The 15,903-nt window shown below is 56.6% G+C and carries 16 protein-coding genes; 6 read left to right on the top strand and 10 right to left on the bottom strand.

Annotated elements, in window-relative coordinates; all coding sequences use genetic code 11:
- The 6 genes from METAL_RS13850 to METAL_RS13825 are packed head-to-tail and all read right to left on the bottom strand — an operon-like array spanning window position 1 to window position 7,304.
- A complete protein-coding gene (locus METAL_RS13850) occupies window positions 1–1,656 on the bottom strand; it encodes a copper resistance D family protein (RefSeq protein WP_005373212.1) in 1,656 nt (551 codons plus the stop codon).
- Window positions 1,657–1,668: 12 nt separating this feature from the next.
- Complete coding sequence (locus METAL_RS13845; RefSeq protein ID WP_005373210.1) at window positions 1,669–2,025, bottom strand: copper resistance CopC family protein; 357 nt, start codon at window positions 2,023–2,025, stop codon at window positions 1,669–1,671.
- Between the two features lie 13 nt (window positions 2,026–2,038).
- The gene (locus METAL_RS13840; protein ID WP_005373208.1) at window positions 2,039–3,430 is read right to left on the bottom strand and encodes an aspartate aminotransferase family protein; all 1,392 of its coding nucleotides are present in this window, start codon (window positions 3,428–3,430) and stop codon (window positions 2,039–2,041) included.
- Between the two features lie 56 nt (window positions 3,431–3,486).
- On the bottom strand, window positions 3,487–4,242 hold the full coding sequence (locus METAL_RS13835) for a phosphorylase family protein (RefSeq protein WP_005373206.1): 756 nt from the start codon (window positions 4,240–4,242) through the stop codon (window positions 3,487–3,489).
- The gene (gene shc, locus METAL_RS13830; RefSeq protein WP_005373204.1) at window positions 4,239–6,194 is read right to left on the bottom strand and encodes a squalene--hopene cyclase; all 1,956 of its coding nucleotides are present in this window, start codon (window positions 6,192–6,194) and stop codon (window positions 4,239–4,241) included. Before shc ends, METAL_RS13835 begins: the two co-directional genes overlap by 4 nt.
- Window positions 6,195–6,203: 9 nt before the next feature.
- On the bottom strand, window positions 6,204–7,304 hold the full coding sequence (locus tag METAL_RS13825; RefSeq protein ID WP_005373203.1) for a phytoene/squalene synthase family protein: 1,101 nt from the start codon (window positions 7,302–7,304) through the stop codon (window positions 6,204–6,206).
- A gap of 464 nt (window positions 7,305–7,768) precedes the next feature.
- Between METAL_RS13825 and hpnH the strand changes: the two genes are divergently transcribed.
- The 3 genes from hpnH (at window position 7,769) to METAL_RS13810 (ending at window position 10,756) form a co-directional block, all read left to right on the top strand.
- On the top strand, window positions 7,769–8,875 hold the full coding sequence (hpnH, locus tag METAL_RS13820; RefSeq protein ID WP_005373201.1) for an adenosyl-hopene transferase HpnH: 1,107 nt from the start codon (window positions 7,769–7,771) through the stop codon (window positions 8,873–8,875).
- A 176-nt stretch (window positions 8,876–9,051) separates the two neighbouring features.
- On the top strand, window positions 9,052–9,669 hold the full coding sequence (locus METAL_RS13815; protein ID WP_005373199.1) for an ABC transporter substrate-binding protein: 618 nt from the start codon (window positions 9,052–9,054) through the stop codon (window positions 9,667–9,669).
- A 4-nt stretch (window positions 9,670–9,673) separates the two neighbouring features.
- On the top strand, window positions 9,674–10,756 hold the full coding sequence (locus METAL_RS13810; RefSeq protein ID WP_005373197.1) for an MlaA family lipoprotein: 1,083 nt from the start codon (window positions 9,674–9,676) through the stop codon (window positions 10,754–10,756).
- 57 nt (window positions 10,757–10,813) lie between these two features.
- Here the strand turns inward: METAL_RS13810 and METAL_RS13805 are convergent, their stop codons facing one another.
- The 4 genes from METAL_RS13805 to METAL_RS13790 all read right to left on the bottom strand — a co-directional run bounded on the left by METAL_RS13805 (window position 10,814) and on the right by METAL_RS13790 (window position 14,550).
- Window positions 10,814–11,329 (bottom strand): adenine phosphoribosyltransferase, encoded by a 516-nt coding sequence (locus METAL_RS13805; protein WP_005373195.1) that lies wholly within the window; start codon window positions 11,327–11,329, stop codon window positions 10,814–10,816.
- A gap of 72 nt (window positions 11,330–11,401) precedes the next feature.
- Window positions 11,402–13,297, bottom strand: coding sequence for a 1-deoxy-D-xylulose-5-phosphate synthase (gene dxs / locus METAL_RS13800; RefSeq protein WP_005373194.1), 1,896 nt, complete (start codon window positions 13,295–13,297; stop codon window positions 11,402–11,404).
- Window positions 13,298–13,427: 130 nt separating this feature from the next.
- Entirely contained in the window at window positions 13,428–14,324 is an 897-nt protein-coding gene (gene ispA / locus METAL_RS13795; protein WP_005373193.1) for a (2E,6E)-farnesyl diphosphate synthase, read from the bottom strand.
- The gene (locus tag METAL_RS13790; protein WP_005373192.1) at window positions 14,317–14,550 is read right to left on the bottom strand and encodes an exodeoxyribonuclease VII small subunit; all 234 of its coding nucleotides are present in this window, start codon (window positions 14,548–14,550) and stop codon (window positions 14,317–14,319) included. The genes ispA and METAL_RS13790 overlap by 8 nt, the downstream gene beginning before the upstream one ends.
- 203 nt (window positions 14,551–14,753) lie before the next feature.
- Between METAL_RS13790 and METAL_RS20060 the strand changes: the two genes are divergently transcribed.
- The 3 genes from METAL_RS20060 to METAL_RS20050 are packed head-to-tail and all read left to right on the top strand — an operon-like array spanning window position 14,754 to window position 15,858.
- A complete protein-coding gene (locus METAL_RS20060) occupies window positions 14,754–15,029 on the top strand; it encodes an inner membrane CreD family protein (RefSeq protein ID WP_051040397.1) in 276 nt (91 codons plus the stop codon).
- 38 nt (window positions 15,030–15,067) lie between these two features.
- On the top strand, window positions 15,068–15,562 hold the full coding sequence (locus METAL_RS20055; RefSeq protein WP_051040395.1) for a histidine kinase dimerization/phospho-acceptor domain-containing protein: 495 nt from the start codon (window positions 15,068–15,070) through the stop codon (window positions 15,560–15,562).
- A complete protein-coding gene (locus tag METAL_RS20050) occupies window positions 15,559–15,858 on the top strand; it encodes an ATP-binding protein (protein ID WP_169740938.1) in 300 nt (99 codons plus the stop codon). The genes METAL_RS20055 and METAL_RS20050 overlap by 4 nt, the downstream gene beginning before the upstream one ends.
- The last annotated feature ends 45 nt before the right edge of the window (window positions 15,859–15,903 follow it).

Genomic DNA, 15,903 nt, shown 5'->3' with positions numbered 1-15,903 from the left:
TTAGTACAGGGGTTCGCGATAGAACATCAGAATAAGCCCCATCTGGAACAGAGCTGCAACGGAGACGAAGCCGGCAATATCCTTGCCAGGCTTGTCGAGCTTTAGTTCGAGCCAGCGGCCGGTGGCGAGGATCAGCGCAAACACGCCCATCGCGGTATGGCCGACCTGGATCAGAAAAGCGCTTTTGGCCTGAAAGCCGACATGCGAGTGGGTCAACAGCATCAGTCCTCCGAAGGCGGCCAGCACCGGAAACACCAGCGGCAGGCGCGGGTTTTGATTGCTCTGCATGCGCGCCCGGATTTCGATCACGCCGAGCACGAAGACCAGCAGGGTCGCGATCCGGTGCTGCAGGACTTCGCCGTTGTTGAACGTGCTTTCCCAGAAGCCGATCGGGCCGAGCGGCCAGGTTTCCGCATCGCTGCGGAAGAACAGAAAGATGCCGAGCAGCACGAAGCCGAACGGCCAGAATTTGATCGATTCGAAAAAGCGGTCGAGGAAAGGGGCCGGCGATTTCAGATAGGACAGCATCGCGAAAAAGCTCATTACGGTCAGGAAGATGCCGGCGATATTGTGGTTGTAATTCGACCATTCGGTCGCGGCAATCGAAGGCACTTGGCCGATGATCGCAACCCGGCCCGCCTCGCCCGCAATCAGCGCGGTATGGGTCGGCGACGTGGTGCGCGGGATGGCCGGCTTGAAGGTTCCCAGAACTTCCTGCCAGTTGGCGGTCAGGCTCGGGATGTCGATCGCCGGCGGCTGCGAGGCCAGACTGGCGGCGGTAAACAGCAGGGTGATCAGGATAAAGGTTTCGGCTTCGATGTAGTAGGGTACGCTGCGGTTCAGGTGGCTGGGATCACCGCTGATCCCGTAAGCGAGCACCGCATTGCGGTTCAGCCAGGCCAATCCCAATGCGAGCGACAGCAGTGCGATTTTGACCATCAGCAGATTGCCGTAACCGGTGCCGACCAGGCCGTTCCAGGTCGTGATGTATTGCAGCGCGATCGGCGCCCCTGAAATCAGCAACAGGCTGACCGAAGCCATCCCGAAAATCGAAAAGCGTTTGAGTAGGAACGGCCATAAATCGGCTTGAATCTGTCCGCGGTATCTCAGCAGCCAGACGTTGACCAATTGGAATACGCCGCCGATCCAGGCTGCGGCTGCCAACTGGTGCGCGACGGTCAGCGACATTAGCATCACTCGGTTGTCGAAGCGGCCTGCCGCATGGACCAGCCAGGCGCCGGAAATGATCACCGGCAACGTAACCAGGCTGGCGGCGATCCAGTGCGCTTTCGATTCGGCATGCGCGCGCAATATGTGCTGGCAATAAAAAGCCGCCGCCAAAGCCAAGACGGTGCGAATCGCGCCGCCGATGAATTGGGTGGTCGAAGCGAACTCGGGAAAAGGCCAGCGTTCGAGTACCGCCGTCATCAGCCAGACTTTCAGAACGATCTTGAAAAGCTGGGCTCCCGCCAGATAAAAGCCGCCTTTGTACAACAAGGTGATTGTCGTATCCAAATGCACGGCATTGTATCCGTGTTGCCGTTCCCAGGGACGCAACACGAAAAGCCCCCAGAACAAGCTGCCCACCATGAGACAAAAACAAATGAGGTCGAGTCCGCCGATCAGCGAGTCGAGAAAGTCCGCTATGCCTGCCATAAACTAAAAAATTTATTGTGCTACAGAAAAATGGATGACGTCTTCGGTCAAATGGCCGTCGGCGGCAAAGACCTTGAACTTGATCGCGTAATCGCCGGGTTCAAGCGCCGGCACTTCGACGATGAGCTGGCCCTGTTTTTCGCCGTTGCCGATCTTCAGCAGTTCGTGCGTATCGCCTTTACGGACCAGAAACACTTGCGACAGGCCCAGCTCGATCCGCGAATTGAAGGTTATCACCACCTTGTCCGGCCGATTGGCGCGGATAGGCTGCATTTTCAGCGAATAGTCGGTTACCACCGCATGCGCGGCCGCCGGATTGGCTTGGCATAGAGCCAATACCATCAAACACAATTTCAGTAACGCTTTCATCTCGCGATTCTCCTTATTTGCCGGTTTTGCCTTTCAGCGCATGGCTGGCCAGATTCTTGCCCAAGTCCCAGATTGCACCGGAGATCTGATGGGTATCGTAGATCGTTTTGTCGAACGCCGCGATGATGTGGTCGCGGTCTTTCTGGGTCAGGTTCAACGGCGGCAGCAGCTTGACCACGTTCATGCCGTGGCCGGCCACTTGCGACAGAATCCGGTGTTCCTTGAACAGCGGAATCGTGATCATCTGGCAGAACAGGCCCTTGTTCGCCGCTTCGAGCATCGCCCAGGCCGCTTTCAGGGTCAGGCTTTTCGGTGCATGGAACTCGATCGCGATCATCATGCCCTTGCCGCGCGCTTCCTTCAGGAATTCGTATTTCGACGTCATGGCATTTAGCGTTGCGATGATGTCGTCGCCGACTTTGGCGCTGTTTTCGACCAGGTTTTCTTCCTGCATGACATGCAAGGTCGCGAGGCCGGCGGACATCGCCATGTTGTTCTTCGAGAACGTCGAGCCGTGCACCACCGCGCGGTCCATCCGGTTATAGACGCTGTCCATGATCTTGGTGGTCATCGCGACGCCGCCGACCGGCACGAAGCCGCCCGACAGTGCTTTCGCCATGCAGATCATGTCCGGTTTCACGTTCCAGTGCTCGATCGCCCAGAACTTGCCGGTGCGGCCGAGGCCGGTCTGCACTTCGTCGGCGACGAACAGCGTGCCGTATTTCTTGCAGAGTTTTTCGACTTCGGACAGGTAATTGTCGTCCGGGAGATTGACGCCTTTGCCTTGTATCGGTTCGACGATGAAGGCGGCGATATCTTTGCCGCTCAAGGCTTGTTCGAGCGCGGCCGGATCGTTGAACGGGACCGCGCTGCAGCCCGGCAGCAGCGGGCCGAAGCCTTCCCGGAAGATCGGCTCGCCGTTCAGCGATAAAGAACCCATCGTCAGGCCGTGGTAGGCATGTTCGCAGAACACGATTTTCTCGCGTTTGGTCGTGTAGCGGGCGAATTTGATCGCCGCTTCGACCGCTTCGGTGCCGGAGTTGCAGAAGAACATCTTGGTCAGGTTGTCCGGCGTGGTCTTCAGGATTTCCTGCGCCAACAGCCCGCTCAGCACCGAAACGTCCAATTGCACCAGATTCGGCAACTCCAGGGTCAGGGTTTCATGCAGCGCGCTGATTACGGTCGGATGGTTGCGGCCGATCGCGAACACGCCGAAGCCGCTTAAAAGGTCCAGGTATTCGTTATCATGCTGGTCATATAGATATTGGCCGACCGCGCGTTTGTAGTGGCGGTCGTAGCCGATCGTTTTCAAAACCCGAACCATCTGGTTGTTCAGAAACTGTTCGTGCAGGTCGAATTTATCGGTGCTGTGTTGAGCGAAAAGCTCGGCGATGCTGAATGACATAATGAGCGGTCTTTTGTTAATGATTATTTGATGGGCAAAAGCTTTAAAAAAGCCGGTCAAGAGGTTTGCCGGTCGGCAGAAAGGCTGTTGAATTCGGCGATCGATTCAAGCCGGCCGGCGGCCTGTTTCAAGGTCTGTTTAGCCTTGCTGAAATAAAGGCCGAGTTTAATCAGGCTCGGCAATTGTGCAGGGTGGAGAAGCAGGTAGCCTAACAATTTGCCGATTGCGATTTCGCCGTCGGCATCGGTCGCATACACGACCGCTTCCGGCAAACCCATGCCGGCAGGATCGGCGATCGCACGAATCGCCAGGAAAGGCAAACCGCGCTGGTGCGCGACTTTTGCGATTGTGCCGCTTTCCATGTCCAGGGCCAGGGCGCCTGTGAAGGAATGCAGCTGTTTTTTGGCTTTGCCGGAAGTCACGACCGTATGGCTTTCGGCCAAAAGGCCGGTATGCAGAGCGGCCTGTTTGTGCCGGCCGATAAAGGCTTCGGCAAATACCGTTTGGGTATGGCTCAGCCAGTCCGGATTGACCGTGATCTCTTCATTTTCGGAGTCGAGCAGGCGGTCCGCAAGCGTCAGGTCGCCTGCCCGCAGAGACGGTTCGAGCGCCGCGGCGCAGCCCCAACTGATCAGCCGGGAGGCGCCTTTCGAGATTAATAGCTCGGCCGCCGCCGCCGCATTCTTCGGGCCCATGCCGGCGCAGGCGACCAGAATCTTGTCGCCGATGAACACGCAATGGCCCTTGTCGATGCGCTTGGCGGTCAGCGTGACGATCTCTTCGGGCAGGGCGACAACGATACCGGTAATCACGGCCTGGCTAACTCGTTGCGGTAACGCGCCAGAGCCCACAGCGGGAAGAACTTGTCGTAACCGTGATATTTCAGATAGAACACGCGCGGGAAGCCGGGTGCGGTAAAGCATTTGTCGTTCCAGAAGCCGTCGGCCTGCTGTTTGCGCAGCAGAAAGTCGATGCCGGCCTTGACTTCCGGGCTTTTCGTTTCGCCGGCCGCGATCAGGCCGAGCACGGCCCAGGCGGTCTGGAACGCGGTGCTGAACCGGTATTTGCCGCTGAAGCCGGTGTCGTGGTAGCTGAAATTGTCTTCGCCCCAGCCGCCGTCTTCGCGCTGGATGCTCTTCAGCCACGAGGCGGCTTTGGTATACATCGGATCGTCTTTCGGCAGGCCGGTCTGTTCGAGGCCCAACAGCACCGACCAGGTGCCGTAAACGTAGTTGGTGCCCCAGCGGCCGAACCAGGAGCCGTCGGCTTCCTGTTCGCGGCGTAGGTATTCGACCGTGCGTTCGAGCGTCGGCAGATATTCCTTCCGCTCTTCCGCGACCTTCGCCATCAGCATCGCGCAGCGCGCGCTGACGTCGGCGGTTGGCGGATCGAGCAAGGCGCCGTGATCGGCAAACGGAATCTCGTTCAGATAATAATAGGTATTATCCGCATCGAAAGCCCCGTAGCCGCCGTTTTTCGACTGCATGCCTTCGATCCAGCGAGTCGCGCGTTGAACCGGTTCTTCCATGCCGGGCAGGCCGGAATCCGCCATCGCGAAGGCGACGACCGCGGTATCGTCGACGTCGGGATAATGCGGATTGTTGAACTGGAACGCCCAACCACCGCCCGGCAGGTCCGGTTTCGCGACCTGCCAGTCGCCCGGCTCGTCCTTCAACTGCTTGGTTTTGAGCCAGTCGTAGGCTTTCGTCAGGCTGGCCTTGTTGCCGTTCCGATTCGCTTCCTGCAGCGCTAACGCGGCCAGACCGGTATCCCAGACAGGCGACAGGCAGGGCTGGCAATAGGCATCGTTTTCGTTGATTACCAGCAGTTTGTCGATCGATTGGCGCGCGATCACCACATTCGGATGATCCTCCGGCATGCCGAGCAGCAGCATCGATTCGTAGGCATTGACCATGGCCGGAAAAATACCGCCGAGTCCGTCCTCGCCGTTCAAACGCTCGGTGAACCAGTCCAGCGCCTTCTGAATGGCACGCTCGTGCATGGTTTTCGGGATCAGCGGCGCGGTTAGCCGGCCCAGTTTGTCCAGCCCCAGGAAGATCTTGTTCAGCAGCGTTCCTTCCGGGAAATAATGCTTTTCTTCGTCGGGATGGACGGTGAACAGTTCGAGTATGTCGACCTTGTGCGGGTTCTTGGCCTTCGCCTGCATGCTGCACAGGATGAACAGCGGCACCATCACGGTTCGGGACCAGTACGAGACCTTGTCCAGATGGAACGGGAACCATTTCGGGAACAACATGATTTCGACCGGAATATACGGCACGCCGCGCCACGGCAGTTGCTCGAAGGTCGCCAGAGCGATCCGGGTGAATACATTCGCTTTCGCGGCGCCGCCCTGGCTCAAAATCCATTCACGCAGACGTTTCATGTGTGGTGCGTCGATATCGTCGCCGGCCATTTTCAGTGCGTAATAGACCTTCACACTGCCGCTGATGTCGCCAGGTCCTCCGGTAAACAGCGGAAAGCTGCCGTCTTCGGATTGGCGCGAACGCAGATAGTTGGCGATTTTGTTCTGCAGGCCCACATCGATATCGTCGACGAAGTGCATCATCATGATGTACTCGGACGGAATCGTGCAGTCCGCTTCCAGTTCGAAAACCCAAAAGCCGGCCGGATCCTGCAGCTTGATCAGGCTGTCCTGGGCCTTTTTGATCGCCCGGTCGAGATCGTAAGCATGCGATTGGATCGGTGTCGATGAGCTAGGAGCAGAGCCGGTATTTATCTGTGTGTTAGCATCGGTAAACATGGGGTGTCCTTAATGGTTTAATTGAGCTAATAAATTGGGTGCGGTGTATTGCCATTCGGGGGTTTTGAGCTCCCGTCCCGCCATATCGAAAAGCAATTCGAGCAGCCGGTTGCTGCGCACGGTCAGCCGGGTCGCGAAAATCGTCGCCTTCACGCTTTTCCTTGAAATCTTGACCTGCTCGGAGCGGTTGAAGTCGAGGTGCCGTTTGATTTTCTTCAACGTCAGCACCGCCATCCCCAATGCCCACAGGCAGAAATTGCGCAGTCCCGTTTCATGCGCCGGCAACAACTGCGTATAACGCAATGCATTGCGGAGATGGCCGTGCGCTATGCCGATCAGGTGCGTCAAGCCTTTCTTGTAATTTGGATCGTTGGCATCCGGCGTCTGTTTTTTCAAATCGAAACCGGTTTCGCGAAAAATGTCCTGCGGCAGCCAGCAGACGCCGCGTTCCGCATCGTCCCAGATGTCTTTCAGGATATTGGTCATTTGCAGACCCTGGCCAAAAGAGACCGACAAGCGCAGAAGCTCGTCCTTGTGCTCGGCGATTGTCGGCGAGTAATGGCAAAACAGTTTGGCCAGCATTTCACCGACGCAGCCCGCAACGTAGTAGCAATATTTATCGAGATCGGCCAGCGTGGGCAGCCCGTGCTGCAGATTTTGCGACTGGAACGCGGACATGCCTTCCGCCATCGTAGCGACGCACTCGGCGAGCGCATCGATCTGCTCCGGATCAAGCGAGTGGGTGATCTCGATCACGCGCGGCATCACATGGATCAGCGTATGTTCGGCGGGCAGGGTTTTATCCGACAGCAAAGGCGCCAGTTCGGCCGCAAACGGTTCGGAATTGAGGCCGGTTTTAACGACATCGATGAAGTCGGAACAAAAATAACTTTTCTGTTCCGGCGTCAACGAGACTTCGTCTTCGATCGTATCGACGATCCGGCAGAGCAGATAGGCATTGGCGACCGGTCCGTACAGCGGCTGGGGCAACTGAGGAATGGTCAATGCAAAGGTTCTGGACACGCCTTTCAGCAGTTCCGTCTGAAAGGCATCGTCAGGAAGTTTGCTCAGTGATTTAGGGTCGTTCAAAAAATTTCGATCTTCATTCATAAGCGAGAGTCCTTCGGTCTATTGAAGGAGTGGTTCTTTTTCATTGACCGCAATGATAGCTTGTTTGTTGGCAATTTGCAAAGTAATGTTGTTTTGTTGCCAATATGATTGCTGCAGTATTGGAGTGTATATAGAAAACAAAGAAAAAACAAAAAGATACAAGGACTATTTAAGTTAGGGAGAGAGGAAAGGGTAAAGGCGAGTTCGTCGTGTAATTCAGATATTTTGTTGTTAAAACTGGAGTCGTGTGAAAAAAAAGAGTATTCTAGTCACCAAAATGAAACAGACGCTCGTTCAAAGCGTTTGCTTTTGAGGCCATTTTACTCGAAAACGGCCGTATTGGCAGTAAAATGGCAGGATTGTTGTTGATATGCAACAGGCGGCGACGTCCGTATCGGTTTAGGAATCGCGGGTCCGAAAACGGAGTCCGCAATTTTTTTGAATTTCTTTTGGAGGGTTTTCGCGTGGGAGTTCCAATACGTCAACAGTTAACAGTAGGCACTTATCTGCTCAAGCAAAAAATCAAAGGCGTGAAGAAATATCCCCTGGTGTTGATGCTGGAACCGCTGTTCCGCTGTAATTTGGCTTGCGCGGGGTGCGGCAAGATCGATTATTCCAACGAAATTCTCGATAAGCGCCTCTCTTATGAAGAGTGCATGCAGGCGGTCGACGAATGCAATGCGCCGATGGTGTCGATTCCGGGTGGCGAGCCTTTGATTCACAAGGAAATGCCGAGGATCGTCGAAGGCATCATCGCGCGCAAGAAATATGTGTATCTGTGTACGAACGCGCTGCTGCTGAAGAAGCGGATCGACGATTACAAGCCGTCCCCTTATTTGACTTTCTCGGTGCATTTGGATGGCCTGCGCGAGCGCCATGATGCGTCGGTATGCCAGGAAGGGGTATTCGACCGGGCGGTCGAGGCGATCAAGCTGGCGCTCGGCAAGGGGTTCCGGGTTACCGTGAACTGCACGCTGTTTCAGGGCGAGAAAGATCACGAGGTGGCCGAGTTTCTCGATTATGTGACGGAGTTAGGTGTCGAAGGCGTTACGATTGCGCCGGGTTTCAGCTACGAGCGCGCGCCGAGACAGGATGTTTTCATCAAGGGCAGGGACGTCAAGGAATTGTTCCGGGGTATTTTCCGGATCGGCAAAGAAAAGAAACGCAAATGGAAATTGAATCATTCGGCATTGTACCTGGATTATCTGGCCGGTAACCAACGCTATAACTGCACGCCTTGGGGCAATCCGACCCGCAACGTGTTCGGCTGGCAGAAGCCTTGCTACCTGTTGGCGGATGAAGGCTACACCTCCAGTTTCAAGGAGTTGATCGAAACCACGCCATGGGAGAAATACGGTACGGTAAATAACCCGAAATGCGCCAATTGCATGGCCCATTGCGGTTATGAGGCGACCGCGGTGGAAGATATGCTGCAGAATCCGTTAAAGGGAATTTTGACCGCAATCAAAGGTCCTAAAACCAGCGGGGAAATGGTGCCGGAGCCGGCTCCGGTCTATGCGGAAGTCAAACCGCAGGCGACTTTTTCCGGTATTCCGATCAGAGTGGAATAGCGGCAAGCCTGTCCGATACAGTTCGGCTGCCGAAGAGGGTAAAAGGCTTCATCGAATTAAATATAAAAGGCTTGCTCCTTCAATCGATCGTTCGACGGCCAACGGGCGGTGCAGTTTTGCCCCGCCCGTTGGCCGTTGTTACAGTTTTAATTTGTTTAAATCGGGATTTTAAAATGATGACAGCGAAACAATCAAAATGGATGGCTGTGCTCGTGCTCTTGCTGGTGGCGCCGATTGGCGCATTTGCCGGAGCGGCAGGTGGAATGAGTGCCAGAGCGGTCGTGGAAAAGTTTCAGGCCGAGTTGATCGATGTAATGAAAAACGGCAAAACGCTCGGCTATGCAGGGCGATATGATAAACTGGCCGAACCGGTATCCGAAAGCCATGATCTGGTCAAGATTGCCCGCGTCGTGGTTGGCAAGGAATGGGAAAAGCTGACCACCGAGCAGCAGGACAAGCTGGTCGATGTGTTCAGCAGATTGAGCATCGCATCTTATGCGCATAATTTCAAGGAGTATGGCGGCGAGTCGTTCGCTTTCGAATCCGAAGAGCAAACGGCGCGCGGCGGCGTTGTTGTGCATTACCTCTTCAAGGTGCCGGGCGAAAAGTCGCATAAATTCGACTACTGGCTGAAAGAAAAAGGCGATAGCTGGCGCATCATCAATATCATTGCCGATGGCGTTAGTGATCTGGCATTGAGAAGATCGGAATACACTACGATCTTGCAGCGTGAAGGTTTCGACGCTTTAATCGCGAAAATCAACGAAAAGATAGATAATTATTCAAAATTGTAATTCCATGGTCATCGATAAAGTAATTGGCGGCTTTTACTCCCGCAGACTTTTACCTGTTTTTTCCGCATTGTGTGTTTTGGGTGTCGCGCTGGCGTTGACCGGCTGCGCTTCGACCGGCGAAAAGACTCCGCCCACAGCCAGTGCTACGCCTTCCAATCCTGTCGACCCTTACGAGAATCTCAACCGCAAGGTTTTCGCCTTTAACGACAAGGTGGATAATTATGTGGCCGGACCGATTGCAAATGCTTACAAATGGGCGACTCCACAATTCATGCAGACCGGAGTGTCGAATTTTTTCACCAACCTGAAAAACATCAATGTGGTGTTGAATGACCTGATGCAGGCCAAGTTTCAACAAAGCGCGGAAGATACGGGGCGATTCCTGATCAATACGACCGCCGGCGTCGGCGGTCTGCTTGATGTTGCCCAATATGCGGGGCTCGAGCAAAACGATGAGGATTTCGAGCAAACTCTGGCTGTTTGGGGCGTGCCTCAAGGTTCCTATCTGGTGATCCCTTTTCTCGGACCGTCGACCGCGCGCGGTATTCCGGGCTCGGTATTCGATACCGCCGCGAACCCGGCTACTTATGTCGGCATGCCTGTACAACTGGTACAGATGCTGAACGCACGAGCGAATGCGGAAGGCGCATTGAAATTCATCGATGAAGCCGCGCTCGATCCTTACGTGTTCACCCGTGAGTCGTTCCTGCAATGGCGGCAGAATCTGGCGACCGACGGCAAATCCGAAATAAAGAACGATCTGGCGGATTTCGAAGACGATTTGCTTGATGATGCGGCAAAACCTGCCGATGGCGAACAGCCGCAGGCGAATGCCGCAGATGCCGAACCGGCGGTGGCTCAAGAGCCTTTTAAACCTGAGGAAAGCAGAGCCGCTGCGCCGTCAGCTGCGGCAACGGTTTCTTCACCCGTCGCGGCGGCTTCCGTCTCGGTAAATCGGGCTGCCGGCGAACAGGGTGCCGCCTATCTCGATGCGAAAAGCAAATACGAGCAGGCCCGCCTCGAGTATCAATTGGCAAAAGCCGAAGTAGCGAAGAAAAAATCGCGGAAAGCGCTTAAATCGAAGTAATCGTATACCTTTTGCTTAATCCAATGGAGGATTGAGCATCGTCCCCTACGGAACGATTCAGAAATGCAGCAGGCTATGGACCCGATAGTTTTCAAGTTTTTCCCTGCCGTTTAAAAAATCCAGCTCCACCACGAAAGCGCACGCGACGATTTCGGCGCCGAGCTTCTCGATCAGTTCGCAACTGGCTCTGGCGGTCCCGCCGGTCGCCAATAAATCGTCGATCAACAGCACCTTGTCGTCCGCTTCGAATGCGTCGATATGCGCTTCAAGCGCCGCCGATCCGTACTCCAGATCGTACGAGACGCTTTGTACGTCATAAGGCAGTTTGCCGGGTTTTCTGAGTGGAATGAAGGGCAATCCCATTTCCCAGGCCACCAGGGAGCCGAAAATAAAACCTCTTGCCTCCATGCCTGCAATCGCGGTGATCCGGCTGCCCAGAAAAGGTTCCATCAGCTGGTGGACCGCCAGTTTCAAGGTTGCCGGGTCTTTAACCAGCGGCGTGATATCCTTGAACAGGATGCCGGGTTTCGGAAAATCGGGAATATCTCGGATTTTGTTAATCAAACGGTTCATGGGTCGGGAAACTGCAGAGGTTAAAGAAAAAGTCGGGTTGCCGAGACGGCAACCTTCATCTTAGGAGTGCTTTTAGACCGCAACGTCAAGTTCTTTTCGGAACAATTCGGGGCAGAACGCTTCGATGCGGTCGGCGATGCCCTGGGCATCGAGGCCGCAGAGGGCAAGCAGTTCTTCGCGGGTACCCTGCTCGACGAAAGCATCGGGGAGGCCCAGGTTCAAGACCGGCATCAGGATGCGCTGGGCCTGCAGGCACTGGTTCACCGCACTGCCGGCCCCGCCCGCGAGCACATTCTCCTCGACCGTGACCAGGATTTCATGGCTGTCGGCGAGCTCGCGGATCAAGGCGGCATCGAGCGGCTTCACGAAGCGCATGTTGGCGACCGTGGCGCCGAAGCGTTCGGCCGCCTGCAGCGCCGGGGCGACCAGACTGCCCCAGGCCAGGATCGCGATCTTGCTGCCCTGGCGGCGGATCTCGCCCTGGCCGATCGGCAGGGCGGTCATCGTCTGCTCGACCGCCACTCCCGGCCCTTTGCCGCGCGGGTAGCGGACCGCCGCCGGGCCGTCATGGCGAAAGCCGGTATAGAGCATCTGCCGGCACTCGTTCTCGTCGGCCGGGGCCATCACCACCAGGTTCGGCACGCAGCTCAGGTAACTGAAATCGAAGCTGCCGGCATGGGTCGGGCCGTCGGGGCCGACCAGCCCGGCCCGGTCCAGCGCAAACAGCACATCCAGGTTCTGGATCGCGACATCATGAATCAGTTGGTCGTAGGCCCGCTGCAGGAAGGTCGAATAGATCGCCACCACCGGCTTGGCGCCCTGGCAGGCCTGGCCCGCGGCCAGGGTCACCGCATGCTGCTCGGCGATGGCGACATCGAAATAACGGTCCGGGAAGCGTTCGGAGAACTTGACCAGGCCCGAGCCCTCGCGCATGGCCGGGGTGATGCCCAAGAGGCGCTCGTCCTGTTCGGCCATGTCGCAGAGCCAGCGGCCGAACACTTCGGTGTAGGTGGGGTGCGGGGAGGGGGCCGACTTCGGCAACGAGTCCTGGCGGGGATCGAAGGCGGGCACGCCGTGGTAGGCCAGCGGATCCTTCTCGGCCGGGGCATAGCCCTTGCCCTTCTTGGTGACGATGTGCAAGAGGCGGGGGCCGGGCATCGCCTTCAGGTTTTCCAGGGTCGGGACCAGCACGTCCAGGTCATGGCCGTCGATCGGGCCGATGTAGTTGAAGCCGAGTTCCTCGAACAGCGTCCCCGGCACCACCATGCCTTTGAGATGTTCTTCGGTTCTCCGTGCCAACTCCCAGGCGCTGGGAATATTGCTGAGCACCTTCTTGCTTTCCTCACGAACGGAGGCATACAGGCGGCTCGACAGCATTTTGCTCAGGTAATTGCTCATCGCGCCGACGTTCGGCGAGATCGACATCTCGTTGTCGTTCAGAATCACCAACACATTCGCATCCAGGGCCCCGGCATGGTTCATCGCCTCGTAGGCCATCCCGCCGGTGATGCTGCCGTCGCCGATGATCGCCACCATCTGCTTGTGCTCGCCTTTCAGGGCGGCCGCGATCGCCATGCCCAGGGCGGCGCTGATCGAGGTGCTGGAATGGCCGACCCCGAAGGCGTCGTACTCGCTCTCGCTGCGGGACGGGAACGCGGCGATGCCGCCGAAGGTGCGGATCGTGGTCATGCGGCCTTTGCGGCCGGTCAGGATCTTGTGCGGGTAGGCCTGGTGGCCGACGTCCCAGACCAGTTGGTCCTCGGGGGTGTTGAACACGTAGTGCAGCGCCACGGTCAGCTCGACCGTGCCGAGCCCGGCCGCGAAGTGGCCGCCGGAGACGCTGACCGTGTGGGTCAGGTAGTCGCGCAGTTCCTTGGCGAGCGGCTTGAGCTGACTTTTTTTCAGTTTACGCAGATCGGCGGGAAGATCAATGGTGTCTAAAATGGGGTAGTGGCCTGAATAATTCATCTTTAACTCGATTCCTTGCGGGGTCAAAGCGCGGGCCTTATGGCAGCGCGCTGATCCGCGTGTTCCCGGAAGGAACACGAAGATGGCCTTGCGATTATCCGATTTAATTTCTTAGCGATCAAGTTGGGAATCAGTGATTCCGCTCAATGATATAAAGGGATAAATCGCGGAGTAAATCGGCTTCGCTGCCGAAAATGCTCAGATTGTCGAGCGCTTTTTCGTGCAGTTCCCGGGCTTTTTGTTTGGCGCCGGCCAGTCCCAGCAAGGCCGGATAGGTCGGTTTGCCGTTGTCCTTGTCCTTGCCCTGGGTCTTGCCGAGCGTGGCGGTATCGCTCTCTTCGTCGAGGATGTCGTCCTTGACCTGGAACGAGAGGCCGATGCATTTAGCGTACTGATCGAGCTTGGCGGCGACGGAAGGATCGATATCGGGTTTGGCCAGCGTTGCCAGATTCACGCTCGCCCGGATCAGCGCGCCGGTCTTGTGGATGTGCATGTTTTCGAGTTCGGGCAGATTCAGCCGGGTGCCGACCGAGGCGAGATCGATCGCCTGGCCGCCGACCATTCCCAGCGAGCCGCTGGCCCGAGCCAATGTGGTGATCATTTTGATCCGGTTTTCGGGGCTGGCCTGGATCGCCGGGTCGTGCGCCAGAACTTCAAACGCGAGCGCCTGCAGCGCGTCGCCGGTCAGAATCGCGGTCGCTTCGTCGAAAGCGACATGACAGGTCGGTTTGCCGCGCCGCAAGTCGTCGTCGTCCATCGCCGGCAAGTCGTCGTGGATCAGCGAATATACATGGATGAATTCGACTGCGCAAGCCGGGCCGTCGAGCACTTCAGGGGCGATTCCCAGCGTTTTGCCGGTACAATAGGCCAGCAGCGGGCGCATCCGTTTGCCGCCGTCCAATACGCAATAACGCATTGCCTGGTGCAGCTTCTGCGGCAGGATGTTTTCGCCCGGCAGGCGTGCTTCGAGCGCCCGTTCGACGCGGTTTTGGCATAAGCTAAGGTATTCTTTTAACGCATTACTCATCAGTAAAAGGCTCCAGGGTTTGCGTGCCGTTCTTTTCCAATAAAATCTGAACCTTCCGTTCGGCTTCCTGCAGAGCCTGCTGACAGGTGCGGGTTAGAAAAACGCCGCGTTCAAACGACTTCAGCGACTCTTCCAGCGAAATATCGCCCTGTTCGAGCTGGTTGACCAACGCTTCGAGCTCGGCGAGAGAATCTTCGAACAGCGTAGGACTTTTCTTTTTGGACATCGGATAAAGTGGGCAAAAATAAGTCGGTAGATAAACCTGCCATTATATACGAAAGCGGCGCCGATTCGCTTCGAACTTGCCCGTTTTTACGGTTCTGCACAAAACCTGCACAAAAAGTTGCCGAAAATGCGAATTCCTTTCACGCAATTTGCAATGCATCCCGATAAAGTTTTCGGTACGATCAACTACGGGAGCGATAGGCTATGAAAAACCATTTTTATCTGAAACTGGGCGCTATTTTCGGCTTGATTATATTGTTGCTGATTCCGCGCGCCTATATCGGCGGCATCGTCTACGAGCGGCAGGGCTGTCGGCAAAAGGCCTACGACAGCATCGGGCAAAGCTGGCCCGGCGCGCAGGCGCTGGCGGGGCCTGTGCTGGCGCTGCCTTATACGCTGATCTCTCATACCCGGGAAAAAATTCTCGACGGCAATCGGCAGGCGGGTACCGGTCTGCTGGCGATCGTGGTCATGACGTAACGCTGGCTTCCTCGGCGATCGCGCGGCCGATTCGGGAGTTGATTCTGCAGACCGAAAAAGTCAAAAGCGGAGAACAAAAAGTCATCGATCCCTTGCAGAATCCGGCCACGATCGAAATCGCCAGGCTCTCCGAGAGTTTTGCGGGCATGTCCCGCGCACTTTCGGAAAGGACCGACTATATCCGCCGCTTCGCGACCTATGTCTCGCACGAGTTCAAAACACACCTGACTTCGATTCAGGGCGCGCTGGAACTGCTGCAGGACCATGCCGACACGATGCCCGAAGAGCGCAGGCAGCGCTTTATCGCGAATCTTCTGGCCGATACGCATCGGCTCAGGCAACTGGTGAATCGCCTGCTCGAACTTGCCCATGCGGATGCGATGCGGTCGAGCCGGCAGGCGTGCGGTTTGCTGGAAGTAATCGAGCCGCTCAAGCACCGCTCTATGCCGAACGCGGCCTGCAAATCGAGCTGGATACGGCTCCGGCGCAATCCCTGGCCGTTGCGCCGGAAGTGCTCGAGGCGGTGTTCGTGAATCTGTTCGAAAACAGCCTGCAGCACGGCGCTATGCAGCTTCGGATTCGTTCGGAACGGCGGGCGGAGGCGTTGCGAATCGGCTTGCAGGACAACGACACGGGCATTTCACGGGAGAACCGCGGCAAGATTTTCACGCCTTTTTTCACGACACGCCGAAATGCCGGCGGCACCGGTTTGGGCCTGAAGATCGTGGCTTCCCTGTTGAAAACTTACGGGGCGGAGATCGAGCTTGGAGAGTGCCTGGAAGGCGCACTGTTCTGGGTGCGTCTGCCCATCAATCTACCCATTAAATAGAAAGGCAATTTTTTACCGGATGGAGGGGATTCGTCCTGTCATACG

Origin of the sequence: Methylomicrobium album BG8 (assembly GCF_000214275.2) — a bacterium.
GTDB classification, from domain to species: domain Bacteria; phylum Pseudomonadota; class Gammaproteobacteria; order Methylococcales; family Methylomonadaceae; genus Methylomicrobium; species Methylomicrobium agile.
Note: the sequence above shows the minus strand (reverse complement) of the source record. Positions and strands in the feature narration are given on the sequence as shown.